25 protein-coding genes are annotated in these 22,445 nt (G+C 69.0%); 13 read left to right on the top strand and 12 right to left on the bottom strand.

From position 1 onward, the window contains the following. Positions 1 to 45 precede the first annotated feature (45 nt). Both ilvA and Q0044_RS16740 read left to right on the top strand, forming a co-directional pair. Positions 46 to 1,569, top strand: coding sequence for a threonine ammonia-lyase, biosynthetic (ilvA, locus tag Q0044_RS16745; RefSeq protein ID WP_298163652.1), 1,524 nt, complete (start codon positions 46 to 48; stop codon positions 1,567 to 1,569). A 68-nt stretch (positions 1,570 to 1,637) separates the two neighbouring features. After that, positions 1,638 to 4,148 carry a hybrid sensor histidine kinase/response regulator gene (locus tag Q0044_RS16740; RefSeq protein WP_298163651.1) on the top strand — a complete coding sequence of 837 codons (2,511 nt, stop codon included), beginning with the start codon at positions 1,638 to 1,640 and terminating at the stop codon, positions 4,146 to 4,148. Here Q0044_RS16740 and Q0044_RS16735 read toward each other — a convergent pair. The 10 genes from Q0044_RS16735 to Q0044_RS16690 form a co-directional block, all read right to left on the bottom strand. Then, positions 4,145 to 4,678 carry a methylated-DNA--[protein]-cysteine S-methyltransferase gene (locus Q0044_RS16735; RefSeq protein ID WP_298163649.1) on the bottom strand — a complete coding sequence of 178 codons (534 nt, stop codon included), beginning with the start codon at positions 4,676 to 4,678 and terminating at the stop codon, positions 4,145 to 4,147. The genes Q0044_RS16740 and Q0044_RS16735 overlap by 4 nt on opposite strands. Then, positions 4,647 to 5,795 carry a bifunctional transcriptional activator/DNA repair enzyme AdaA gene (locus Q0044_RS16730; RefSeq protein ID WP_298163648.1) on the bottom strand — a complete coding sequence of 383 codons (1,149 nt, stop codon included), beginning with the start codon at positions 5,793 to 5,795 and terminating at the stop codon, positions 4,647 to 4,649. The genes Q0044_RS16735 and Q0044_RS16730 overlap by 32 nt, the downstream gene beginning before the upstream one ends. 36 nt (positions 5,796 to 5,831) lie before the next feature. Then, complete coding sequence (locus Q0044_RS16725; protein WP_298163647.1) at positions 5,832 to 6,176, bottom strand: hypothetical protein; 345 nt, start codon at positions 6,174 to 6,176, stop codon at positions 5,832 to 5,834. 37 nt (positions 6,177 to 6,213) lie between these two features. Next, positions 6,214 to 7,365: a hypothetical protein gene (locus tag Q0044_RS16720; protein WP_298163646.1), complete on the bottom strand. Its 1,152-nt coding sequence runs from the start codon at positions 7,363 to 7,365 to the stop codon at positions 6,214 to 6,216. A gap of 25 nt (positions 7,366 to 7,390) precedes the next feature. After that, positions 7,391 to 7,690 carry a PadR family transcriptional regulator gene (locus tag Q0044_RS16715; protein ID WP_524536189.1) on the bottom strand — a complete coding sequence of 100 codons (300 nt, stop codon included), beginning with the start codon at positions 7,688 to 7,690 and terminating at the stop codon, positions 7,391 to 7,393. A 150-nt stretch (positions 7,691 to 7,840) separates the two neighbouring features. After that, a complete protein-coding gene (gene relB, locus Q0044_RS16710; protein ID WP_298163644.1) occupies positions 7,841 to 8,050 on the bottom strand; it encodes a type II toxin-antitoxin system RelB family anti-toxin in 210 nt (69 codons plus the stop codon). Next, a complete protein-coding gene (locus Q0044_RS16705; protein WP_298163643.1) occupies positions 8,043 to 8,744 on the bottom strand; it encodes a hypothetical protein in 702 nt (233 codons plus the stop codon). The genes relB and Q0044_RS16705 overlap by 8 nt, the downstream gene beginning before the upstream one ends. Positions 8,745 to 8,810: 66 nt before the next feature. Next, a complete protein-coding gene (locus Q0044_RS16700; protein WP_298163642.1) occupies positions 8,811 to 9,320 on the bottom strand; it encodes a methylated-DNA--[protein]-cysteine S-methyltransferase in 510 nt (169 codons plus the stop codon). Further along, complete coding sequence (locus tag Q0044_RS16695; RefSeq protein WP_298163641.1) at positions 9,317 to 10,105, bottom strand: isocitrate lyase/PEP mutase family protein; 789 nt, start codon at positions 10,103 to 10,105, stop codon at positions 9,317 to 9,319. Before Q0044_RS16695 ends, Q0044_RS16700 begins: the two co-directional genes overlap by 4 nt. An 89-nt stretch (positions 10,106 to 10,194) precedes the next feature. Continuing rightward, positions 10,195 to 10,389: a hypothetical protein gene (locus Q0044_RS16690; protein WP_298163640.1), complete on the bottom strand. Its 195-nt coding sequence runs from the start codon at positions 10,387 to 10,389 to the stop codon at positions 10,195 to 10,197. 127 nt (positions 10,390 to 10,516) lie between these two features. On the opposite strand from Q0044_RS16690, the gene Q0044_RS16685 reads away from it, so the two are divergent. From Q0044_RS16685 to Q0044_RS16675, 3 genes are all read left to right on the top strand, one after another. After that, positions 10,517 to 11,431: a hypothetical protein gene (locus tag Q0044_RS16685; RefSeq protein WP_298163639.1), complete on the top strand. Its 915-nt coding sequence runs from the start codon at positions 10,517 to 10,519 to the stop codon at positions 11,429 to 11,431. Positions 11,432 to 11,504: 73 nt separating this feature from the next. Continuing rightward, on the top strand, positions 11,505 to 12,302 hold the full coding sequence (locus Q0044_RS16680; protein WP_298163637.1) for a helix-turn-helix domain-containing protein: 798 nt from the start codon (positions 11,505 to 11,507) through the stop codon (positions 12,300 to 12,302). Positions 12,303 to 12,427: 125 nt separating this feature from the next. Continuing rightward, positions 12,428 to 12,880 carry an SgcJ/EcaC family oxidoreductase gene (locus Q0044_RS16675; RefSeq protein ID WP_298163636.1) on the top strand — a complete coding sequence of 151 codons (453 nt, stop codon included), beginning with the start codon at positions 12,428 to 12,430 and terminating at the stop codon, positions 12,878 to 12,880. Positions 12,881 to 12,882: 2 nt separating this feature from the next. On the opposite strand, the gene Q0044_RS16670 is transcribed toward Q0044_RS16675, so the two are convergent. Next, positions 12,883 to 13,641: an extensin family protein gene (locus Q0044_RS16670; protein WP_298163635.1), complete on the bottom strand. Its 759-nt coding sequence runs from the start codon at positions 13,639 to 13,641 to the stop codon at positions 12,883 to 12,885. 116 nt (positions 13,642 to 13,757) lie between these two features. Here Q0044_RS16670 and uvrB point away from each other — a divergent pair, with 116 nt between their 5' ends. The 6 genes from uvrB to Q0044_RS16640 all read left to right on the top strand — a co-directional run bounded on the left by uvrB (position 13,758) and on the right by Q0044_RS16640 (position 20,693). Continuing rightward, positions 13,758 to 16,139, top strand: coding sequence for an excinuclease ABC subunit UvrB (gene uvrB, locus Q0044_RS16665; protein WP_298163634.1), 2,382 nt, complete (start codon positions 13,758 to 13,760; stop codon positions 16,137 to 16,139). Positions 16,140 to 16,399: 260 nt separating this feature from the next. Next, positions 16,400 to 16,618 (top strand): hypothetical protein, encoded by a 219-nt coding sequence (locus Q0044_RS16660; protein WP_298163633.1) that lies wholly within the window; start codon positions 16,400 to 16,402, stop codon positions 16,616 to 16,618. Positions 16,619 to 16,646: 28 nt separating this feature from the next. Further along, a complete protein-coding gene (locus tag Q0044_RS16655; RefSeq protein ID WP_298163632.1) occupies positions 16,647 to 17,438 on the top strand; it encodes a DpnI domain-containing protein in 792 nt (263 codons plus the stop codon). 229 nt (positions 17,439 to 17,667) lie between these two features. Continuing rightward, positions 17,668 to 18,009: a GIY-YIG nuclease family protein gene (locus Q0044_RS16650; protein WP_298163631.1), complete on the top strand. Its 342-nt coding sequence runs from the start codon at positions 17,668 to 17,670 to the stop codon at positions 18,007 to 18,009. 185 nt (positions 18,010 to 18,194) lie between these two features. Beyond that, positions 18,195 to 18,722, top strand: coding sequence for a hypothetical protein (locus Q0044_RS16645; protein WP_298163630.1), 528 nt, complete (start codon positions 18,195 to 18,197; stop codon positions 18,720 to 18,722). Between the two features lie 165 nt (positions 18,723 to 18,887). Next, positions 18,888 to 20,693 (top strand): methyl-accepting chemotaxis protein, encoded by a 1,806-nt coding sequence (locus Q0044_RS16640; protein ID WP_298163629.1) that lies wholly within the window; start codon positions 18,888 to 18,890, stop codon positions 20,691 to 20,693. Here the strand turns inward: Q0044_RS16640 and Q0044_RS16635 are convergent. Then, complete coding sequence (locus Q0044_RS16635; protein WP_298163628.1) at positions 20,690 to 21,364, bottom strand: DsbA family oxidoreductase; 675 nt, start codon at positions 21,362 to 21,364, stop codon at positions 20,690 to 20,692. The two genes, Q0044_RS16640 and Q0044_RS16635, sit on opposite strands and share 4 nt — an antisense overlap. An 80-nt stretch (positions 21,365 to 21,444) precedes the next feature. Here Q0044_RS16635 and Q0044_RS16630 point away from each other — a divergent pair, with 80 nt between their 5' ends. Next, positions 21,445 to 21,984 (top strand): hypothetical protein, encoded by a 540-nt coding sequence (locus Q0044_RS16630; RefSeq protein WP_298163627.1) that lies wholly within the window; start codon positions 21,445 to 21,447, stop codon positions 21,982 to 21,984. 49 nt (positions 21,985 to 22,033) lie between these two features. Further along, on the top strand, positions 22,034 to 22,435 hold the full coding sequence (locus Q0044_RS16625) for a hypothetical protein (protein WP_298163626.1): 402 nt from the start codon (positions 22,034 to 22,036) through the stop codon (positions 22,433 to 22,435). The last annotated feature ends 10 nt before the right edge of the window (positions 22,436 to 22,445 follow it).

Raw genomic sequence — 22,445 nt, 5'->3', positions numbered from 1 at the left:
TGCAGAGGTGACTTCCTCCCTGCTTCGCCCGCCTGACGCCTCATCATGCAAGAAACTCTCCGCCGCATCCTCACCGCCCGCGTCTATGACGTGGCGATCGAGACCCCGCTCGACCCCCTGCCGCGCCTCGCCGTGCGCCTGGGTCGGCCGGTGCTGCAAAAGCGCGAGGACCTTCAGCCGATCTTCTCGTTCAAGATCCGGGGCGCCTACAACAAGATCGCGACCCTGACGGCGGAGCAGCTGGCGTGCGGCGTCATCTGCGCCTCGGCGGGCAACCACGCCCAGGGCGTCGCCTTTTCGGCCCGCAAGCGCGGGGCGGTTGCGACCATCGTCATGCCGGTCACCACCCCGCCCATCAAGGTGGCGGCCGTGCGCGCTCTGGGCGGCGACGTGGTCCTGCATGGCGACGCGTTCGACGAGGCCTTCGCCGAGGCGACCCGACGCGCAACCGCGACCGGCGCCGTCTTCATCCACCCCTTCGACGATCCCGACGTCATTGCCGGCCAGGGCACGGTCGGGCTGGAAATCACCCGCCAGCATTCGGAGCCCATCGCCGCGATCTTCGTGCCGATCGGCGGTGGCGGTCTGGCCGCCGGGGTCGCCGCGATCGTCAAATTCCTGCGTCCCGGCACCCGGGTCATCGGCGTCGAGCCCGTCGACGCCGCCTCGATGAAGGCCGCCGTCGAAGCGGGTGAGGTGGTGACCCTCGATCAGGTCGGCCTGTTCTGCGACGGCGTTGCGGTGCGTCGTGCCGGCGATCAGACGTTCCGCCTTTGCAGGGATTTGCTGGACGAGATCGTCACCGTCGACAACGACGCCATCTGCGCCGCCATCAAGGACATCTTCGACGACAGCCGGGCCGTGGCCGAGCCCTCGGGCGCCCTGGCGCTGGCAGGGCTCAAGGCCTGGGCCGCCGCCCACCCGGAGACGGCCGGAGACGGCGCCCTGATCGCCATCAACTCGGGCTCCAACGTCAATTTCGACAGGTTGCGGCACATCGCCGAACGGGCCGAGATCGGCGAGGGGACCGAGGCCCTGCTGGCTGTCGCCATGGCCGACGACCGCGCCGTCTACAGCCGCTTCCTCAGTGCGCTCGACGGCCGGTCGGTGACCGAGTTCAACTACCGCTGGTCGGGCGAAGGCCGCGCCCACATCTTCGTCGGCGTCGCGATCAAACAGGGGCCGCACGAGAAGGACGATCTGATCGCCGCCCTGCGCTCCGACGGCTATTCGGTCGAGGACATGAGCGACAACGAGACCGCCAAGCTGCATGTCCGCCACATGGTCGGCGGCCGCGTCACCGGCCTGCCCCACGAACGAATCCTGCGTTTCGAGTTCCCCGAGCGGCCCGGCGCATTCCTGCGCTTCCTCAACAGCCTGAAGCCGGCCTGGGCCCTGACCCTGTTCCACTATCGCAATCACGGCGACGATGTCGGCCGGGTTCTGGCGGGGATTTCCGTGCCGCCCGCCGAACAGGACGCCCTGACCGCGGCGCTCGCCGGCCTGGGCTATCCCTATGTCGACGAGACGGACAATCCGGCGAGCCGGCTGTTCCTGGACGGTACGTAAAGTCCCTGTCCGTCCGCTAAACCTTGGGAAACACCTGCATGGCAGGGTGAGACGTGGAACTCAGCCGCTTGCCTTTCCTTGTCCGTGCAATCCTGCTCGGCCTCGCCCTGTCGGCGGCCGCGCCGTCAGCGGTGTGCGCCAGGGAGACTGTCCGGCGCGACCCCGTGTCCCTGGCCGTCGCCGTCGAGAACCGCGCCGCAAATACGACCTTCGCCCAGCTTGAGGCCTTCGGTCAGGCCGCCGAGCGCAGGCAGGATCGCGAGGGGTTGAACCGCCTCTATCATGTCGTCTGGACCATCCTGAACCAGGGCGACTTCGAGGCCGCCGAAGCCTGGAATCTGCGTCTCGCCGCCGCAGCCGGCGGGCAGGGCGACGGGCGCTATACCAAGATCGCCCACCTCAACGCCCTGGCCATCCGTTACGACCAGGGGGAAGACGCCGCCGACCGGGAGATGGAGCGGATCTCAAACACCGAGACCGACTGGTTCGTCAAGGCGCATGCCACGCGCCTCCACGCCATCAGTCTGATGGACCAGCATCGGCTCGGCGAGGCCCTGGCCCTGCTCAACAACGCCCTGAGCCTGATCCCCGAGGGCGACGCCTTCGCCAATACCGCGCGGGCAGGCCTGTGGGAGGTCAGCGGCATCGGCCTGATGTCGCTGAACGACATCCGGGGCGCGACGGACGCCTTCGGCCGGTTCGAGATCGACTACAGCAATCCCGTCTATCCCCGGCCCGACTTCGATGCGGTCTACAATCTGACGCTTCTGGCGGTGCAGGTCGGGGACCAGAACCTGGCCGAACGGCTGTTCGTCATCCACCACCGGCTGACGGCCAAGACCGGGATCGAAAGCCTCGCTGTCTACGACGCCAATCTGTGCGCCTCGGTGGCCGAAGGCGCGGACAGTCCCGAACGGATGCTCGACTGCATCGCCCCCTACGGCGAGAGCCTCGGCGCCGCCCGGTTTCTCGCACCGCAAATCCTTCCCCTGCGGGCGATGGCGCGGGCGCGTGTCGGCGACCTGCAGGGCGCGCGCCGTGACGTCGCCGAAATCCGTCGTCTTCAGGCTGCGGGCGAGTTCCGGGACGATTCCGTGTCACAGGTGCTTCACGCGGAGGCCGAGCTGCTGAACGCCGAGGGACGCTCGGCCGAGGCCTTCGCCCTGCTCCGACGGCATGCGGAGGAAGAGAAGCTCCAGCAGTCCCGGCAGTTCAGCGACGGCATCGGCCAGGTCACCGCCGAGATGCAATCCCAGCTGGGCGAGCGCCGCCGCCAGCTGGAGACTGCGCGCGCCAACACGGTATTGCAGGCCCGGATGATCCAGGGCCAGCGCTGGGTCGTCGGAATCGGCGTGGTCGTCCTGCTTCTGGTCGCGGCCCTGCTGTTCCGCCAATGGCGCATGACCGGCCACCTGCGGGCGGCTCGCGGCCGCGCCGAGGGCGCCAACCGGGCCAAGTCCGAGTTCCTCGCCAACATGAGCCACGAGATTCGAACGCCCCTGAACGGGGTCGTGGCCATGGCCGACGCCCTGTCGCGACGCCCCCTGCATGAGGCGGAGCACGAGATGGTCGAGATCATCCGCTCCTCCGGTGTCACGCTGGAACGCCTCCTCTCCGACATCCTCGACAGCGCCAAGATCGAGGCCGGTCAGGTCACGATCGAGGCTGCGCCCTTCGCTCTCGGACACGCGGTCAAGGACATCGCCGCCCTGTGGAGCTCCAGGGTCGAGGGCGGTCCGGTCGCCCTGGTCGTCGAGATCGACCCGACGCTGGATCGCATGGTCGTCGGCGACGTGGTCCGGGTGCGCCAGATCCTGGCCAACCTCGTGTCCAATGCCCTGAAATTCACCAGCGCCGGCGTAGTGACCCTGAGCGTGAAACCAGTCGGCGACGATCGTGTCTGCTTCTCCGTCACTGACACGGGCGTCGGCTTCGACGCGGAACAGAAGGCCCGCATCTTCACCCGGTTCCAGCAGGCGGACGGCTCAATCACCCGGCGCTTCGGCGGCACGGGCCTGGGCCTCGCCATTTCCCGCGATCTCGCAGAACTGATGGGCGGCGAACTGGACTGCGAGTCGACGCCGGGCGCGGGATCGCGCTTCTGGTTCGAACTGCCCCTGCCCGCCGCCGTGATCGAGGAGACGGTGGACAGCGCGACGGAAGACGCCTCCCCGGAGGGCCTGCGCGTCCTTCTGGCCGACGATCATCCGGCCAACCGCAAGGTCATCGAGGTGCTTCTGGCCCCGACCGGCGCCACCCTGATCACCGTCGAGAACGGTCAACAGGCTGTCGATGCCTTCGCCGCCGGCGGCTTCGACCTGATCCTGATGGACATGCAGATGCCTGTGATGGACGGCCTGACCGCCACCACCGCCATCCGCGCCCTCGAGGCCGAACGCGGTCTCGAACGCACGCCGCTGCTGATGCTGACCGCCAACGCCATGGCAGAACATGTCGAGGCCGGTCGCATCGCCGGAGCCGACGGCCATCTGGCCAAACCGGTGACGACCCAGACCCTGTTCGCGGCCATCGGAGCCGCGCTGAAACCCGGCGCTGTCGGGGAAGTCCGGGCCGCCTAGACCGCCACGCCTTCGTGGGCCAGCAGCCAGCGCTTGCGCTCCAGACCTCCGGCATAACCCGTCAGGGTCCCGTTCGCCCCGATCACCCGATGACAGGGCACGATGACCGCAATGGGGTTCTGGCCGTTGGCCAGTCCCGCCGCCCGCACGGCTTTCGGCGATCCGACAGCCGCCGCCAGCTGACCATAGCTGCGCGTCTCGCCCGCCGGAATGGCTCTGAGAGCGGCCCAGACGGAGCGCTGGAATTCAGTGCCGCCGGTCCTGACCGTCAGCCCGCCGAGCGCCCGCGCGTCGCCGGCGAAATAGGCCTCGACCGCGCCGCGCACCGACCCCGGCGCTTGACCTGCGACAAGCTCGGCGTCCGGCGCATGGCGGCCCAGCAACCGCATCATGCGCGGCTCGTAGTCGGCGAAGTCGAGCGCCCGCACGGCGCCGTCGGCATCCGTGACCAGCAGGACCTCGCCGACCGGAGTCGCGATCCTCTCCAGGGTCAGGGTTTCAGGCTGCGCGCCAGAGGCGTGAGTTGTCATCGTCCTTCTCCATCACATCGGCCGCCGTCAGTCCCGCCATCCGCAGGTGCAGCGCGCCATAGGCCCGCCAGGGCCGCCAGCGCTCCGCACGGACCGCCAGCGTCGCATCGTTCAGCCTGTCGCTGGGCGCATCCTCGCCCGCGTCGATCCAGTCGCCCGGCAGCCGCAGACCGGGCCGCGCCTCGACCAGGAGCCTGAGCACCGGATCCGCCGACAGGTCGCGCCCGATGGCCTCGGGGTCGGCGGAAAGGTCGAACACCCGCCGGACCCGCGCCAGCACGCCCGGCAGGGCCTTCAGGTCGCTGGCCTCGACGCAGACCTCCAGCCGGCCGGGCTTGCCCGGCGTCGCCGTGACGAAGCCGTCGGCCCCGTCGACGGCCCTGGTCAGAGCGCGCGACCAGGTCCAGCCTTCGACCGTGTCCCCCCGCGCCTTCAGGGCGGCGAACATCGCATCCCGGTCGTAGGGCGGGCGATAGGTCAGACTCAGCTTCACCCCCTCACCCGGCGGCCGCTCGGCCCGTCGGCGCAGCTCCGACGGCGCGCGGCGATACAGGCCCTGGAAGGTCTCGTTGAATCGCCGCACCGAGCCGAAGCCAGAGGCATGGGCCACCTGGGCCATCGACAGGTCGGTCTCGTGGATCAGGGCCTTGGCCAGCAGCACACGCCGCGTCTGGGCCACGCTGACCGGGGCCGCCCCGAGGTGCTGTTTGAACAGTCGCCTGAGCTGGCGCTCGCCGACCCCGAGCCGTCCGGCCAGGGCGTCGACATCACCCTCGTCCAGCGCGCCCGTCTCGATCAGGGCGAGGGCCCGGCTGACAGTGTTCGAAGTGCCGCGCCAGGCACCCATGTCTGGGGCCGTCTCCGGACGACAGCGCAGACAGGCGCGGAATCCCGCCTCCTCCGCCGCCGCCGCCGTGACCACGAAGGTCATGTTCTCGCGTCTGGGCGTCCGCGCGGGGCAGACCGGACGGCAGTAGATGCCCGTGGTCTTCACGCAGCCGAAGAACCGCCCGTCGAACCGGGCGTCGCGCGTCAGCGAGGCGCGGTAGCAGGCCTCCTGATCCAGACTGTTCGCCGCCGTTTCCATGCCGCGAAGATGGACCGTCCTCGTGGGCAAGTCTCGCGGTTTTCGGACATCGCCGCCCGGGTGGCCCTATGGCCCGACGGGCGTCACGCTGCCGCCGAGCGCGGCGTCGGTCGTGGGACCGCTGCCCTGCATGGCCGACAGCGCGTTTCGCGCTTCTGCGGCGGCGATATTGGCCTGCTGACGGGTGCGGCAGCGGCGCTGGTTGAACCGGCTTCCCGTCACGGGAGCGGTCCGGCAGATCACTTCCTGTTGGGGATCGCTGGCGCGGCTATTGGCGCCGGACTCGAGGCGCGCCCCCTGGACGGTCACGGGTGCGACGTCTGTCGCAGGAGCCGGGGCCGCCTGGGCCTGCCCGGTCGCAGGGTCCTGCAGGACAATCACCGTCGCGACGATCAAGCCAGTCCAGAGCATATCAGCCTCCAGCACCCACGAAGCGGCCAGCGTCTCATCAACCGGCGCTGGACGCAACGTCCGGTCGCACGGCCCGCCAGGCGTTGGCCGCGATCTTGAACACCAGGCTGACCCCGCTGATGGCCAGGCCCCAGGTGAAGATCAGCGACAGGGTCGAGGCCACGCCCACGAGGTCCCGTTCGCCCTCACCGAGGGTCCGTAGCCGGTCGAAGTCCAGCAGAACCCGGTCGCCGGCGATCCGGGCCTGTTCGGCGCCGACGCTCAGGGTGAACCAGTGCCCCGCCTCGAAGATGTTCCATGTCAGCCAAAGGCCGGCGGCAGCGACGAGGATGGCCAGCACCGCCCGCATCCGCGCCGCCTGCGGCTGGATCAGGGTGAACAGGTCGACCCCCATCTGCCCGAGGGCGTAGAGGAGGACCGGAGCGAACAGGGTCGCCCAGATGGGCGCCGGCGAGACGCTCACCAGGTCGCCGTCGATCCGCATCACGCTCAGGCCGGGGAAGTGAACCAGCCCCACCCACCACAGGACGAACAGCCCGACGGCAAGGAGGGAGAAGGCCGCCTCGGCCGCGAAATCGCGACGGCCCCGGATCGCACGCGCCCGCCACATCGGCCGCCGGCCCAGGCCGTCTGCCGCGCTCATCCGGTCGCCGGCGCTTTTCACGCTGGCTCCCCACCAGGCCGGATCGGACAGGCCGAAGGCGCCCAGATCCTTGACCCGCCAGTCAGTCAGCCATTTCGGGCGGATGGCGTAGTGTTCCATGATGGCCCCGGCCAGGGTCAGGGCCCCGATCAGTGTCAGTCCGGAGCCGAAGAAGCCGTGGAAGGCCTGGGCGATGTCCTGGCCTGCATCCGCCGTCCCGCTGATCAGCCGGATGAAGAGGCCGATACCCGAGATCACCAGAAGGATCAGGAGCCCCGCCTTCATCCCGTAGAGCCAGTAGGGGAAGAGCTCGGGCCCGATCAGGGAATCAGGCCCCTTGCGATAGCGGGCGGCCACGACCAGCGGATGGCCGATCTCCTTAAGGATAGCCTCGCGCTCGCCGTCGTTCAGCGGCCGGCCGAGCGTCTCCTCCTTCGCCTCGACGCGGCTCAGGATCAGATCGCGCAGTTCGGCGACGATGTCGTCGCGCTCCTCCACCGACAGCTGCGCTGCGACGGCCTCCAGATAGCGTTCCACCATGTCCATGGTCTTGCCCCTCAGTCTTGAAATGTCAGAGAATCTTGTCGAGCGAGGCATTGATGCCCCGCCATTCGCCGGCGAGCCGGTCCAGCATCGCCACGCCCATCGGCGACAGGAGGTAGAAGCGCTTTCGCCGCTTCTCCTCCTCGCGCCATTCGCTCAGCAGCAACCCCTGGCTCTCAAGCCGGCGGAGCAGCGGATAGAGGGTGGATTCCTCCATCTCCAGCCCGTCGGCGGCCAGGGCCTGACGCAGGGTGTAGCCGTAGCGTTCGGTCCGCAGGCAGGCGAGGACCGCCAGCACCAGCGATCCCCGCCGCAGCTCCAGCCGCATGCTTTCGAAGAGTTCGGCGTCGATGGTCACGCGGCCCGTCCTTCACGTCACATAGTGTGTGACACACAGTGTATGCGACATACTGTGTGAGGAAGTCAAGCCGAAGGCCGGAGAGGGATGCCTCGCCGGCCGTCCATTTCAATCCAGGGGTCAGTCGACGAGGAAGAACAGCCCCTCAACCGTCGTATCCAGCGCCCGCGCCAGCTCCAGCGCGAGCAGGGTCGAGGGGATGAAGACCCCGTTCTCGACCGTGTTCACCGTCTTGCGGGACACCCCGGCCCGCTCGGCCAGTTCCGCCTGGGTCAGGCCCGCGGCCGTGCGAACTTCCTTGAGGCGCGAGGCCAGACGGGGATCACCCATCGTCGCGCCCGGCCTCCCGATCGAGCCAGGCGAAGCGCAGACCCGCCGTCGCCCCCGCGGCCGCGAGGGCGAACGGCAATGCGACGAGGCCGAGCTCCAGCCGCCACAGGCCGAGCCCGAGAGCGATGGTCGTCCCCGACATCAGGACCAGAAAGGCCCAGACGATCGCCCGGGCACGAAGCACCTGCGTCAGCTCATCCTCAAGGTAGCGGCGGTTTTTCCGCGAGTTTCCGTCCCAGCCCATGGTCACCGATGCCGCCAGCCAGGCGTAGAGAACCGGCAGAAGGACACTCATATAGTTCGAGACGGCGTCGTCACCGGCGAGGATCAGCGGGATCGCCCGGGTCGACTGGTAAAGGAAGATCAGGGTGACGATCGGGAACAGCCACAGCAGCATCGACCGCTGCGCCTGCATCCGTTCGCGCTTGCCCGGCTCGTCCTCGCCGCGCGAGGCCGGACCGCCGGGCCGCAGCTTCCAGGCGATCATCAGCCCGACCACGAAGAGACCGATGCCGATGCCTGTCACGATCCCCGCATTGGCATCGGAGAAGACGTCACCCAGACGTGTCGCGCCCGGATTCAGGCCGACCACCGCCATACCGGCACCGAGGCCCGCCGCGACAAGGCCGGCCATGTATTTCCAGCCGCGGCCCCGGACCGGCCGGTCGTCGCTGCGATTGCGCGCGTTGGTCATCTTCACTCGTCCCGACTTGTCACCTTGGGGTTACATATCACCTATAGGTTACATGGCGTCAAGTCGTCAGATCAGCAGAGCCCCTTCGTGCCGCAACAGCCAGGTCTTGCGCTCCAGTCCGCCGCCGAACCCGACCATGGCCCCGTCAGCGCCCACGACGCGGTGGCAGGCAAGGACCAGCGGGATGGGGTTCCGGTTCAGCGCCACCCCCGCCGCCTGGGCCGCGCCCGGCTCCCCGGCCCGACGCGCCATCTCGCCATAGGAGATCGTCTGGCCCACCGGGAGCTCCCAAAGCGACCGCCAGACCCGGGCCTGGAACCCGTCGCCCGCAGCCGCCCCGTCGAGCGTCCAGTCGATCCGCATCAGGGCTGTCCGGGCCCCGGCGAAATAGTCGGCCAGGGCTCCGGTCACCGCTTCTGGCGCCGCGCCTTCGGTGAGAACGACGCCGGGGTACTCCCGCGCCATCGCCCGCCTGAGCCCGTCGCCGAAGGACACGCCCCTCAGCCGCCCGGCCACGTCGACGGCGAGCGCCAGTGCCCCGATCGGCGAGGCGACCTCGGACGCGATCAGCTTCACGTCTTCATCAGGGCGTTCAGCGCGCCATAGTCCATCGCCTCGGCCGCCTGCGGCTTCGAATCCCCGTCCGCGAGGAAACCGCGCGTCAGCCGATCGGCCGTCGCATAGGCCGCTGCCGCGATGTTCGAACCGGCGCTGAGCCGACGCACCCCCAGCGCCTCAAGCCCCTTCGCATCCGGGAGCGCCGGCCGCGCCAGCAGATTCAGCGGCAGGCCCAGGTCCACCAGGGCGGTGATCGCGCCCGCATCGGTCACGCCCGGCATGAACAGGCCATCGGCCCCGGCCGCCCTGTATAGCGCCGCGCGCCGCGCCGCCTCCTCGAGCCGTCCCTCGACCGGCCCGATCCCCCGCAGCCACAGATCGCAGCGCGCGTTGATGAACAGGTCCGATCCCACAGCCGCACGCACCGCCGCGATCTTGTCGGCCAGAGCCTCCGCCGTCCCGTCCGCGTCCTCGATGTTGATCCCGACCGCGCCCGTCTCCCGGGTCCGCCGCACGAAGTCCGCGACCGCCTTCGGATCATCAGAAAATCCGCCCTCGACGTCCGCACTGACCGGAACCTCGCCCGCCACCCGCACCATCCGCGCCAGGGCGCCGAGCAGTTCGCTCTCGGGCGGCATCGCCCCGTCGGGCCAGCCCAGCGCCCAGGCCACGCCTGCACTGGTCGTCGCCACCGCCTTCGCCCCCGCCGCGATCGACAGGGCGGTCGAGGCCGCGTCCCAGGCGTTCGGAAGGATCAGCAGGCCGAAGCCGTGCAGGGCGCGGAACGTCTCGGAAGCCGACATCGATGATCTCCTTTTGTTCCCGCAAACATGCCGCGCTTCGCCGCGGGAGTCTCGCGGAAATCGGACAGCATTGAAGACCGGCGAGCGGCCTATTTGTGGGTCCAGGGGCGGTTGGCGCCTGGCGTGACGCCCGCCGCCTGCTCGCGCTGGAATCGCCCGCCGCGGGGCGGCTTCGGCCGGGCATCCAGCTTCGCGGTCTTCAGCCGCAACGCCTTCTGCGCCGGCGTCTCACCTGCCGGACCGTCGGTCGAGGGCGTTGCGGTCGGGTCGGTCTGATCGGTCATGGCGCGACCCTAGCACGGGGGCAGCCCGGGCGCCTGTCGCATCGTGGCGAGCGAGACGCACGGCAACCTTACCCGCCGCACGCCGTTCTGCTGACCGGACACAGGCGAAACCGCCGGAGAGCACCCCATGAATTCGATCAAGACCTTCACGGCCCTCGCGGCCGGCGCTGTCGTTCTCTCGATGGCCCCCCTCGCCCAGGCCCAGACGCCGTACGGCCAGACCCAGACGCCGTATGGCCAGTCCGGCTCGCAGCCGTCGACCGGCCAGGACGTCTTCGGCCAGATCCTGCAGAACCTGTTCGGCGCCCAGACGAGCGGTTCGATCGACGGCGAATGGAGCCGCGGCCGCCGCGCCCTCGGCGCCCAGCAGGCCACCTTCAACACCCGCCTCGACGCCCAGGTCCGCTCGGGCGCCCTGTCGTCCTGGTCCGCCGACCGGATCCGCACGGACTATGACGCCCTGGTCCAGCTGGAAGCCCGCTACGGCCAGGACGGCCGCTTCACCACCCAGGAGCGGCAGGACCTGACCACCCGCTACAACGCCCTGACCTCGGCGCTTGAGGACGGCGGCTATGGCGACGACATCGGCGGCTACCAGTCGGCGGCCGACGGCCGCGCCGACTTCGACGCCTGGGTCACCGCCGCGGTCAACGCCCGCACCCTGACCCGCACCGAGGCCACCCGCCTGCGCAGCGACTATGCCGCCATCGTCGCGGCCGAGGCCGGCTTCCAGCGTGACGGTCTCAGCGCCCGCGAGCGTCAGGACATCGAGGCCCGCCTCGACGCCATCGATTCCCGCATTCCGGGCGGCAACTACGGCAACGGCGGCGGCTGGCAGCAGACCCCGCGTGATCGCCTGACGGCCATCGAACGGGCGCTCTACAGCCTGCCGCGCGGCCAGCAGGACGCCGTCCGCGTCCAGCTGGAGGACCTGACCCGGCTGGAGGCGGCCTATTCGCGGACGCGCCCGTCCAGCGACGACACCGCCTATCTGGAACGCCGCCTCGGCGAGCTCGAAGTCCAGGCGCGCGTCCGCCGCTAGACTGAACCCCGACCGTTCCGGAGCCGGCGGCCGGCGGTAGATCATCGACACATCCTTCGGCTAGGCTGTCGTCATGCTCGCCTATCGTCGCCAGCCGGCCGCCGCCCGCCTTCGCGGTGTCGTTCGCGGCTATCAGGAACGGACAGGCGTCCTGTCCGGTCCGGGCGTGGTGTTGCCGCTGACGGCGCGTCCGAACGCCTTCATCGAGATCTACACGGCCACGCCCTATTGGGCCGATGTGGGGTCCGGGTTCGCGGCGGCGCCGGACGCCGTGATCGTGGGCCCCCAGACCCGACGCCACACCGATTTGCTGATGCGCGGCGAAATCTGTGCCTTCAATATCCAGTTTCAGGCTGGAGGCCTGAACCGGCTGCTGGGGCTGCCGATGAAGGAGATGGCCGACGCCGCCCACGCCGCGGATCAGGTGGGCGGCGCGACGCTTTCAGAGTTGCGGGCCATGGTCCAGGCCGCATCCGGGTTCGAGGGTCGTGTCGCTGCGGCCGAGGCCTGGCTGTCAATGAGGATGCAGGACGCACGCCCTCGCGATTCGGTCGATCAGGCGGCGGACATCCTGCGCCGGATGCGCGGCGCGGTTCGCGTCGACGTCCTGGCCGAACGCGCGGGTCTGGGCGAGCGCCAGTTCCATCGCCGCTTCACTGCCCAGGTCGGGGTCCCGCCGAAACTCTATGCCCGCATCGTGCGGTTCGACGCGATGGTGGCGGATCGCGCTCGCGAGCCGTCCCGCAACTGGGCCGCCCTGGCCCAGGAGCACGGCTATTTCGACCAGTCCCATCTCCAGCGGGACTTCCATGCCTTCGCCGGAACCGCCCCCGGCGGGTTCGCCTCGCCGCTGCCGATCATCCGCGCATGACCGATCCGTCCTAGCCCGCCCGGGCTCCGGCGTGGCTGAGTGGGCTCGGTCCGAACGGAGACGTCACAATGCACCGCCGCCACGCCCTTCTCGGCCTGTTTTCCCTCCCTGTCGCAGGAACCGCCATGACCGCCCTCGCCCAGCCCTCGGCCGACGCCCCTGCTGATATCCAGGCCTGGCTGGACCAGCACGCAGCGGCCTGGAACGCCAATGACGTCGCCGCCATGTACGCCCGCGCCGCTCCCGATCTGCACTGGGTCAATGTCGTCGGGATGCACTGGAAGGGCCTGCCTGCCGTGATCCATGCTCACGAGGTCTTCTTCGCCATCATGTTCCGCGATGTCCCCCTGACCCTGCTGGGGGTGGACAGCGTCACCGAGATCGCACCGGAGATCCGGGTCTGCGTCGCCCGCTGGGTGCTGGGCGACTACACCACGCCGTCAGGGCAGCGGGTCGTGGCGGAGACCAACCGCATGACCTTGGTCTTCTCGGGCCGGGACGACAGCCTGCAGCTACGCCACGTCGCCAACATCCGCATCGATGCGGACGCCGCCCGCCACGACCCGGCGCCGGGCTGAGGTCAACGGCACAGCCGTCCCTGCTCCGCCTCCAGGTGCAGGTGGTCGTGGTGGACCGCATTGTAGTCGGGGCTGAGGACCGTGCCGAAGACGCGGCAGCCCTCGTCACGGATACGGTGCAGGAACCGCGCCTCGGGCGTGCCGTCGTTCCAGTCGCCCGCCACCGTGATCCGGCGCCCATCCCTTAGCCGAACGCCCGAGAAGTCCAGCGCCGCCGCCCGCGAATGAGCGCTGGGACGCGAGGTCGAGCCCGCGTCGGTGCGTACACCCCGGCAGGCATAGACCCCCATGTGCTCGATCTCGACCACGTCGGAGCCGAGCAGCTCGCGCGCCGCCGGCTCCACCGACTGTCGTCGCCAGACGCTGACCGCTGCGGCGAGGGCGCAGGTCATGGTCACGTCCGCAGGGGCCATCCGGGCCACGGTGCCCATGTCCGGTCCCAGCACCCCCGCCGCCGTCAGGCCGCAGGTCGCGGAGTTCACCCGATCCGGCGTCGGCGAGAAGGTCACACGCGCCGCCGCCAGTTCCGCCTCGCATTGCGCCAGGGTCCGCGTCGCCTGCTGGACGCGACCGAACGTTCTGCTGTCGACCGGCTGATCGATCACCCCTGCGCCGGGGGCGACATAGGCCGACGGCCCGGGGTTCGGCGCCGGGGCGTAGGGCGTGTAGCCGGGCGGAGGGGCGGTGTTCGGGATCAGACGGCCACAGCCCGACAAGGCGACGAGCGCAAGGGCGACCGCGAGGCGTGACGTTCCGGACATGGGCCGATCCTGACAGGATTCGCCGATCGAGCCTGCTGACACCCTGCTGTCAGCATCCGCACCGGCCGCCCGCGCGTTGACTGGCGACATCCCCCGTCGCGCACTAAGTTCCGTTCATGAACCGTTCCTCGACCCCCAAGGGCTCGGCCCCCGTCATCAAGAAGCCCGTTCACGTGCCGAACCAGGGACTGACGGAAGCGCCGTCGGCCTTCCTGCGGGACGGGGACGCCGCGTCATCCTCCGGCTCGACCGGGGGACGGGCGATGTCGAACATGCCGATGTTCGCCCCGGTCACCGGGCCGCGCCTGACGCCGGAAGAGGCCCCCGGCAAGCCGGACGACTGGGTCCCCCACCGCCCCTCTCACGACGGCAAGAAGAAGGGCGGCCGGTTCCGGCTGGAGACCAGCTACACCCCCGCCGGCGACCAGCCGACCGCCATCGCCGAACTCGTCGCCCAGGCCGAGGCCGGCGACCGCGACCAGGTCCTGCTCGGAGTCACCGGCTCGGGCAAGACCTTCACCATGGCCAAGGTGATCGAACAGACCCAGCGCCCCGCGCTCATCCTCGCCCCCAACAAGACCCTCGCCGCCCAGCTCTACAGCGAGTTCAAGTCCTTCTTCCCGGACAATGCGGTCGAGTATTTCGTCAGCTACTACGACTACTACCAGCCGGAAGCCTATGTTCCGCGTACGGACACCTACATCGAGAAGGACAGCTCGATTAACGAGCAGATCGACCGGATGCGGCATTCGGCGACGCGGTCGATCCTCGAGCGGGACGATGTGATCGTGGTGGCCTCGGTCAGCTGCATCTACGGCATCGGGTCGGTGGAGACCTATACGGCCATGACCTTCGACCTGAAGGTCGGGGACCAGATTGATGAGTCCAAGCTGCGGGCCGACCTGATCGCGCTGCAGTACAAGCGCAACGACCTGAACTTCGAGCGCGGCATGTTCAGGAAGCGCGGCGACACGGTCGAGATCTTCCCGGTGCACCAGGAGGACCGCGCCTGGCGCGTCTCCCTGTTCGGCGACGAGATCGAATCCATCCAGGAGTTCGACCCCCTGACCGGCCGGAAGACCGCCGACCTGCAGGAGATCACCGTCTACGCCGCCTCCCACTACGTCACCCCGCGGCCGACGCTGAACCAGGCGCTCGGCGGCATCAAGGCCGAGCTCAAGGAGACGCTCGACTGGATGGTCGAGAACGGGAAACTGCTGGAGGCCCAGCGTCTCGAACAGCGGGTCCGCTTCGACCTGGAGATGATGGAGGCCACCGGCTCCTGCGCCGGCATCGAGAACTACAGCCGCTGGCTGACCGGCCGGGCGCCCGGCGAGCCGCCGCCGACCTTCTTCGAATACATCCCCGACAACGCCCTGCTGTTCGTGGACGAGAGCCACGTCACCATCGGCCAGATCAACGGCATGTTCCGGGGCGACTACCGCCGCAAATCGACCCTGGCGGAATACGGCTTCCGCCTGCCCTCCTGCATCGACAACCGCCCGCTCAAGTTCGACGAATGGGAGGCGATGCGGCCCCAGACCATCCACGTCTCGGCCACGCCCCAGACCTGGGAGATGGAACAGACGGGCGGCGTCTTCGTCGAACAGGTCATCCGCCCGACCGGCCTGATCGACCCGCCGGTGGAGATCCGACCCGTCTCCGGCCAGACCCGCAACCAGGTCGACGACGTCATCGACGAGGTCAAACAGGTCGCCCGCGATGGCTACCGCTCCCTGGTCACCGTCCTGACCAAGAAGATGGCCGAGGACCTGACGGAATACATGCACGAACAGGGCGTGCGCGTGCGCTACATGCACTCCGACGTCGATACGATGGAGCGGATCGAGATCATCCGCGACCTGCGCCTCGGCAGCTTCGACGTCCTGATCGGCATCAACCTTCTGCGCGAGGGGCTCGACATCCCCGAGTGCGGCCTGGTCGCCATCCTCGACGCGGACAAGGAGGGCTTCCTGCGCTCCGAGACCTCCCTGATCCAGACCATCGGCCGCGCCGCCCGCAACGTCGACGGCCGCGTCATCCTCTATGCCGACCGGATGACCGGCTCGATGGAGCGCGCCATCGCCGAGACCAACCGCCGCCGCGAACGGCAGCAGGCCTACAACGCCGAACACGGCATCACCCCGGCCAGCGTCAAGCGCGACATAAAGGAGATCCTCGACAGCCCCTACGAGAAGGACCGCGTCCTGATCCCCGTCACGGGCGTCAAGGAGGACAGCCGTCCCTTCATCGGCAACAACTTCCAGGCCACCCTGCGCGACATGGAAGGCAGGATGCGCGAGGCCGCCAGCAATCTGGAGTTCGAGGAGGCCGGCCGCCTCCGCGACGAGATCAAGAAGCTCAAACTGCTCGACCTGGAGTTCGCCAACGAGATCCTGACCGGGGACGGCCAGGACGTGGATGCCTCGGCGCCGAAGCGGTGGCGGAAAGAGGCGCAGGCGGAGGCGCAGGAGCGGTTCAGGAAGGGACGGCTGTAGGGGGGAGGGGGCGCTAGTCAAAAGCTGCGTCTTCGCAGGATCGCCCGGACGGCTAGAACCGCTCTACTGTCAACAAGTGCCCCAGCACGCGGCGCACGGCTCAGGTGTGCAGTGTCACGTTGGAGGCGTTGGGGTCGATGACGCTGTTCAGCTTCACCCGGCAGGTGCCTATCGGCACGGCTACCCCTAGTTTGGCAGGGTGCCGCTTGCCTATATCCCATTGTTATGGATCCCTTTGTTCTGCTGACAAGGGGAAAGCCGTGCCGAAGTTCACCGTCCTGAGCCGCGTCGACGCCTACGTCGACTACACCGCCGAGGTCGAAGCCGACTCGCCGGAAGAGGCCGCCGAGATCGCATACGAGGGCGGCCCGGAGATCAAATGGATTGAGCAGGGCACCGTGGAGTTCGATGCCGCCCGCGTCGTGACCCTCGATGCCCATGGCGAAGAGATCGAATCCACCGTCTGCGGTAAGGGCTGACTAACCAAGGCACGGCCATGCTGCCCGCATGGCCGAAGACGACGTCCCCTGGAGCACGCTCGGCTTCGCCGAAGAGGCGGCGGTCTTCAAGGGGCCGACGCAGAACGCCCGCGTCCTGAGCGAGGGATGGGTCGCCGCCAACGCCTTCTGTCCCAGCTGCGGCGCGACGCGCCTGACCGCCTTCGCGGCCAACTCGCCGGTGGCCGACTTCCATTGCGGCGACTGCGCCGAGGAATACGAACTCAAGGCCACCAAGGGCCGGATCGATGCCAAGCTGGTCAACGGCGCCTGGGGCGCGATGAAGGCGCGGCTGGCGGCGGCGAACAATCCCAGCCTGATGGTCATGGGCTATGACAAGGCCCGCACCCGCGTCACCGACCTGATTGTCGTGCCGAGCCACTTCTTCACCGAAGCGATCATCGAGCCGCGCAAGCCGCTGTCGATGACGGCGCGTCGCGCGGGCTGGCAGGGGTGCAACATCCTGATCGGCCAGGTGCCGCTGGCGGGGCGTATCCCGTTGATCCGGGCCGGGGCGCATGTGGCGAAACGGGCCGTGCTGGACCAGTGGCGGGCGACGCTGTTCCTGCGCGACGCGACGCCGACCGCGCGGGGCTGGCTGCTCGATGTGTCGAAATGCGTCGAGGACATCGGTCGGCCGGACTTCACCCTGGCCGAGGTCTATGGGTTCGAGGCGCGGCTGGCGGCGATCTATCCGAACAACAACAACGTCCGGCCGAAGATCAGGCAGCAGCTTCAGGTGCTGCGGGACATGGGGTGGCTGGACTTCAACGGGCGGGGGACGTACCGGCGGACGAGTTGATCCCTCTCCCGGCGTGATCTCTTATCTTTCGTCATTCCGGGCGGAGGCGCGCTTGCGCCGGAGACCCGGAACGAGGCGGCGCGCGAGAGCGCGAAGCTGTCGCGCATGCGTTCGCTGAACCCTTTCGCCTTCGCTTCGCTGCGGCGCCGCCCTGTTCCGGGTCTTCCCCCGGCTTTCGCCGGGGTGCGCCCGGAATGACGAAAGGGGTAAACACGTGTAGATTGCACGGATGCGGACACGTCGCCCCTTCATTGCAACCTACATCATGGCGAACGGGCGCAATGGTGCGACCTATGTCGGGATGACGTCGAACCTCCAGGCGCGGGTTTGGAAGCACAGGAACGGGACGTTCGATGGCCATTCGAAGACGAAGGGCTGCACGCAACTGGTGTGGTACGAGCAGCACCAATGGGTGGTCGATGCGATCCGGCGCGAGAAGCGGATCAAGGGCTGGAAGCGCGACTGGAAGCTGAAGCTGATCGAGGACGCGAACCCCGACTGGCTGGACCTCGCGGCCGACTGGTATCCGGTCCATGATCCGGACTGGGTTCCCCCGCCGGAAGAGGATTGATCGGCCTTCTTTCGTCATTCCGGGCGAAGGCGCGCGGCGCCGGAGGATGACGAAAGTTCGCCCCATACCCATCAACACATCCCCCGAATTCCCCAATCCAAACAAGGCCCGGCTCTATTCAGAGGCCTTATGCCCATCACCCCCTGAAACGGCCTCACACTGTTCCCTTTCATCGGGAGAGGGACATGAGCGAAGAACTCCAGGGGCGGAAGTCGCCGCCGGACGAGGTCTGGGCGCGGGTGCGGGAGGCGTATCTGGCGGGGTGGTCGGCGCCGGAGTGCTGTCGCCGGCACGGGGTCGGGCTGACCTCGCTGCGCGATCGGGCGGCGCGCGAGGGCTGGCGGCGGGCGGATCAGCCCTGGACCCCGACGGACCGGCTGGACCCGTGGGACGAGGGCGTCGAGCTGGACCTGCGGGTCAACGACGACCTCGACCGGGTCGATCTCGAGGAGCTGGGCTATATCGCCCACCGGCGGATGATGCGGGCGGTGATGCGCGGCGACGCGGTCGAGGCGCTGCGCTGGCGCCGGGTGCAGCTGACCATGGCCGAGGTCGAGGCCGAAGAGGCGCGCCAGCACGAACGCTATGAGGCGATCCGCTGGCGGCTGGAGGACCGGGAGGCCGGGGATGCGCCCGATCCGGACGCTTCGGACGCTTCGGACGCTTCGGACGGTGTTCTGGCGTGCGGACCGCACCACCGGGCCGGGCAATAGAGAACAACTCAGGATTTAATCTTGCCCAATACATGATGAATGTCCCGAGAATGGGGATTTCATAGTTACTGGCGCGACTCCGATAGTGTTCACCCGGTGTCATTCACCCGACGTTAAACCCGATGGCCCAGAAAACTGCGAACACAGTTTTCCGACGGATATATGATGTCAATTCGGGTCAGCGGCGTCCTCAACCTCTTCGCGGCCCTCCTGATCGGCGGCTTCGTCCTGACGACCGGGGCGGCGGTCTTTTCGCTGATGACCCTGCGCGTCGGCGGGCCGATCTCGCAGGAACAGTCCCAGGCCCAGGTCCTTCTGGCCGACGTCCTGCCCCCGCCCCTCTATGTCGTGGAATCCCTGCTCACCGCCCACCGGGGTCCTGACGAACTGGACAAGGCCCGGGAAATCGAAGCGGAACTGACCCGTCTGCACGGTGAATATGACGCCCGTCTCCAGTACTGGGCGGCACAGCCCATGACGCCCAAGATCCGGTCCGAGCTGTCCCTGTCCGACGCCGAGGCGCAGAAATTCTGGACGGTCGTGGACCAGTCGTTCCTGCCGGCCCTGAGGACGGGCGACGTCGCGACCATGGATGCGGCGATCGTCACCCTGAGCGGCCACTATCAGGCGCACCGGACCGTGATCTATTCGCTGGCCGCCGACGCCACGGCCCATGCCGAAAGCCGGGTCGAGGCGGCGCACCAGATGAGCAACTGGATCTACGTCCTTCTGGCCGTCACCTCCCTGATGATGCTGATCGTCGTCATCGGCGGGATCCTGATCCTGCGCCGCCGGGTTGTGCGTCCGGTGCTCAGCATGACCGGCTATATGGGCCGTCTGGCCGGGGGCGACTATGAGAAGGAGGCGCCGCACCGGAACCGCACCGACGAGATCGGCGACATGGCCCGCTCGGTCGGGGTGTTCCGCGAGGCGGTGCTGGAGCGCCGCGCCGCCCGCCTGGCCCAGGAAGCGCGCGACACCGAGCTGCAGCAGGAGCGGGACGGCCAGTACGCCCGGACCGAAAGCGAGGCGCGCCGGCGCGAACAGGTGGTCGCCGCCCTCGCCGAAGGCCTCAGCGCCCTCGCCGACGGCGATCTGAGCCACGGCATCGCCGACCCCTTCCCGGAGGAGTTCGAGGAACTGCGGATCAACTTCAACCGCTCGATCCGCGCGCTCGAGGACACCCTCTCCCACGTCGTGGCCGGGGCCCGGGCCGTCGACGGCGGCGCGCGCGAGATCGCCGCCGCGGCCGACGACCTGTCGCAGCGCACCGAACAGCAGGCCGCCAGCCTCGAACAGACCGCCGCCGCCCTCGACGAGGTCACCGCGACCGTCCGCCAGACCGCCGACAACGCCGCCGAGGCCCAGGGGGCCATGTCGCACAGCCGTCAGGTCGTGGGCGAGTCCAGCGCCGTGGCCGGAGAGGCGATCGAGGCCATGGGCCGGATCGACGCCTCATCCCGCGAGATCTCCAACATCATCGGCGTCATCGACGAGATCGCCTTCCAGACCAACCTCCTGGCCCTGAACGCCGGGGTCGAGGCGGCGCGCGCCGGGGACAGCGGCCGCGGCTTCGCCGTGGTCGCCCAGGAAGTCCGGGCCCTGGCCCAGCGCTCGGCGGAGGCGGCCCGGGAGATCAAGGGCCTGATCGCCCAGTCCTCGGGCAGCGTCCAGAGCGGGGTCAGCCTGGTCACGCGGGTCGGCCGGTCCCTGAACGGGGTGGTCGAGGAATTCGCCCGCATCGAGGACCTGGTGTCCGACATCGCCGGCGCCGCGCGCGAACAGGCCACGGGCCTCGCCGAGGTCAATACGGCGGTCAACCAGATGGACAATGCGACCCAGCAGAACGCCGCCATGGTCGAAGAGACCACGGCCGCCAGCCACAACCTGGGTCAGGAAGCCGCCGAACTCACCCGCCTCGTCGCCGGCTTCAAGCTGGCCAGGGAGAGCGAGCTGCGCCTGGCGGCCTAGGCCGCCGCGCCGGTCTCCGCAGCGATCTTGCGCAGGGCCTCGGCGAACACCGCCGCGGGCTGGCCGCCGGAGATCAGGTATTTGCCCTCGACGACGACGGCAGGCACCGAGTTGATGCCGCGCTGGCGCCACAGGGCCTGTTCGGCCCGGACCTCGGCGGCGTAGCGGCCGGAGGCGAGCACCTCGGCCGCCTCGACGCGGTCCAGGCCCGCGACCTCGGCGGCCCGGGTCAGGACCCCGGCGTCGGTCAGGTTATTGCCGTCGGTGAAATGGGTGCGGAACAGGGCTTCCTTGAGCGCCTTCTGGGGCTCGCCGCCCTTCTCGCCGGCCCAGGCCAGCAGGCGATGGGCGTCGAAGGTGTTCCAGATGCGGCTGTCCGCCGTCATCTTCATCTCGAAACCCGGCCAGGCCTCGGCCGCGCGGGCGGTGATCATGGCGCGGTTGGCCGCCGACCGTTCGGGGGTGGAGCCGTATTTGGCCGCGATATGCTCGCCGACGTTCTCGCCCTCGGGCGCCATGCCGGGGTTCAACTCGAACGGCTGGAAGGCGATCTCGGCGGTGATGCCCTCGGGGGCGAGGGTCTCCAGCGCGCTCTCCAGCCCGCCGAGGCCGACGACGCACCAGGGACAGACGACGTCGGAGACGAAGTCGATGTGAAGGGGTTTGGTCATGGCTTCAGTCATGGGAGGGGGCTCCGCAACGGTTCATGTTGCATATGGGCGTTCCGGCATCCTGCGCTAGAGTGGTCTCCATGTCCCATTACGCCCGCATCCTTGCGACCCTCGTCCTGCTCGGTTTCGCCGCCGGCGGGGCGATCTGGCGGTTCTGGAAGCCGAAGGCGGCGCCGCTCTACGAGGAACAGGCGATGCTGGGAGCGGAGATCCGGGCGCGGCTTCAGGCCCTGCGCGACGAGGACAAGTTCCACGCCGACGGGACCTATGCCGGGCCGAAGGGGCCGAAGAACCGGGCGACCCTGTCGGCCTGGGTCGACGGGGTCATCGACGACATCCTGGCCGAGCCGGACGGGCCGCTGGAGGCCTCGGACGTCGCCGGGCGGCTGGGACTGGCCATCGGGGCGGCCTCGAAACGGCCCGCGGCGGACCAGACCCGGCTGCACGGCTACCTGATCGAGATCTGGTACATCCTCGGCTACCGCTCGGCCACCGGCTATTTCCCGCCGTCGGAGGATGCGCCCGAGGGCTGGTCGGAACCCCTGCCCCCCGGCTGGACCGCGCCGGACCAGCCGCGTCAGGCCGCGTCGCCGCAAAATGGGCCTACAACGGGGCGTTAACCCGTCGGGCGCAGGCTCTCCCCAGGGAGACCGCCCGAGGAGGACCAGAGTGTCCAGCATGATGACGTCCAGCTATCGCAGCCGCCGGGATCATTTCGAACCCAGCGACACCGACCCGCAGGAGCAGCGCAAGCTTCGCGGCCATCTGGAACAGATCGACTACACCGCCTTCGTCTCGAACCGGGAGGTGATCCCGCAGGTTCTGGGACTGGGCGCGAACCATACCGAACCGGCCGCCTTCCAGAGGTTGGCCGTCTGCGCCGCGACAGCACGGGCGCGCTGGATCGCCGAGGCGCTGCGCCTGTCGGAGTCAGGCAACGCGATCGGCCCGGGCGAGGCCCAGAAACTGGCCGACATGCGCGCCGTCTACGAGGAGTTGTCGGAGGCCTACGAGGGGCTGCGCCGGATGGTCGAGCGGGGCTATCTGCCCTACCGCGCCGCGGAGCGCTGAGCCCCGGGAG

Source organism: Brevundimonas sp. (assembly GCF_027484365.1).
In the GTDB taxonomy this organism is placed as follows: domain Bacteria; phylum Pseudomonadota; class Alphaproteobacteria; order Caulobacterales; family Caulobacteraceae; genus Brevundimonas.
The sequence above is the reverse complement of the archived record's forward strand: the minus strand, read 5'-3'. Positions and strand labels throughout refer to the sequence as shown.